Here is a 2,047-nt window from a genome sequence, read left to right as displayed (position 1 = left end):
CGCCACGAGCTGGTGAGCACTCTGCACGCGGCGCTCGAAAAGAGCCTGTCCGGTGAGACCAGGGTGGTCATGCTCGAAGGCGAGCCGGGCATCGGCAAGACGCGCGTCGTGGAGGAGCTGTGTCGCGAGGCTGCAGAGCGTGGAGTCACGGTACTGACCGGGCGCTGCCACGAGGGCGAAGGCGCCCCGGCCTTCTGGCCCTGGATCCAGACGATGCGAGACTGGATGCGACTCAACCAAGGCAAGCCGATCCCCGACGGGCTCGAAGCAGAAGCAGCATTCTTCACCAGCTGGGCTCGCGGCAACATGGGAAAGGCTGCCAAGCCGGCGCTGGAGGCCGATGCAGCCGAGGCGCGCTTCAGGGCGTTCGATAGCGCTGCGCGAGGTCTGCAGGGTTTCGCCAAGCGAACACCGCTGGTTCTGGTGCTGGAAGACATGCATTGGGCGGATCCGGCTTCTCTCGGACTTCTCTCCTTTGTCGGGGCGGAGCTGCACCACGATCCGGTGCTCGTACTGGGGACCTACCGGGACAGGGAGCTGCACAGCACTCCCGAGCTATTCCAGACCTTGGCTGATCTGGCCCGCCAGCCCACGTCCCGGCGCCTTTCGATCAGAGGTCTCGAGTTCGACTACGTTGCACAGCTCCTCGGGCAGATCGTGGGAAGCGACATGAGTCCGGCTCTGGCCGAGTCCGTGACCGCCCTGACCGAAGGCAACCCCTTCTTCGTGGTCGAGATCGCACGCATCCTCGGTGCGGAGGCAAGTGTGCTGGAGTCCGGCGACCTCGGCGAAGGATTGGAGATCGAACTTCCCGCGAGTATCTCCGACACGGTCGAGCGCCGACTCGGAGGGCTGAGTGCTGACACCCGCAAGTTCCTCAACTTCGCTGCGGTGATCGGCCGGGAGTTCGGCACCACACTGCTGCTGGAGGCTGCGGGGACAGAGCGCGGGCTGGTCTCGGAGTCTCTGGAAGAGGCGGCCACCATCGGAATCATCGAGCCCGTGCAGGGCAGCCCGGATACCTACCGTTTTGGTCATGCGCTGATCCGCGAGACGCTCTACCAGGGGATTCGCGGGCCAAACCAGGCTCGCCTTCACAGAGCCATCGCGGAGGCGTTGGAACGCCGCCATGGCGAGTCCGCGACCCCTCCGCTGACAGCGCTGGCCCACCACTGGTACCAGGCCGTGGCAACCGGTGGCGTCGAGAAGGCTGCCGAGTACTGCGAGCGCGCGGGACTGCAGGCACTATCGGGGCTCGCGTTCGAGGAAGCGGCTGTGCATCTGAAGCGGGCGCTCGAGCTTGCGGACCTTCACCCCTCGTTGGACCAGGCCGGGCGTTGCGAGTTACTGCTCCAACTGGGGCAGGCCGAGTGGGGTGCGGGCGAGCACGTGTCGGCACGCAGTACCTTTGCTCGAGCTGCGGCGCTTGCTCGCCAGGTCGGCTCTGCTGAGGGCTTTGCGAGAGCTGCGATTGGCTACTACGGGTTCGAGCACGGCATCACCGCAGACGCGGTCACCCTGGCGTTGCTCGAGGAAGCCGCCGGGTGGATCGGTGCGGACTCCCCGGTCCTTCGCACGCGTGTGTTGAGCAGGCTCCAGCACATGATGCCGCACGCGAATAGGATGGAGACGCTGCGCGCGTTGAGCCTCGAGGCACTCGACCTCGGTCGCGCCTGTGGGGACGTCGAGGCCCTCGGCGAGGCATTTCGCGCCCGCGCAAATGCCACGCAGGGCCCCGACACTCTCGACGAGAAGCTCGAGTGGGAAAAGGAGTGTCGGGAGTGGGGCGAGCGACTCGGGGATCCGTGGCTTTCCTGGTTTGGTAACGACGTCATGTCGCCGCTCACCCGCGGAGATCGGCATGGGGTGCTGGAAGCCCTGCGACATAGCGCGCGCTTCGCTCGAGCGATGCCCAGCAACCGGCTAGTAGCGTTCATCGGGATCCTGCAGCAATCGGGATTTGCTCTGATGGAGGGGCGTTTCGATGACCTGAGGCGGCACATCGAGCAGATCCCTGATGCGGGCAAGAACTGCGTCTCCTGGGTCG

1 protein-coding gene is annotated in these 2,047 nt (G+C 65.8%); it reads left to right on the top strand.

What is annotated here, in order from left to right:
* A partial coding sequence (locus tag GY725_14725) for an AAA family ATPase (GenBank protein ID MCP4005444.1) occupies positions 1-2,047 on the top strand: 2,047 nt, incomplete at both ends.

It is taken from the genome of bacterium (assembly GCA_024226335.1).
Classification (GTDB): Bacteria; Myxococcota_A; UBA9160; order SZUA-336; family SZUA-336; genus JAAELY01.
The sequence above is the reverse complement of the archived record's forward strand: the minus strand, read 5'-3'. Positions and strand labels throughout refer to the sequence as shown.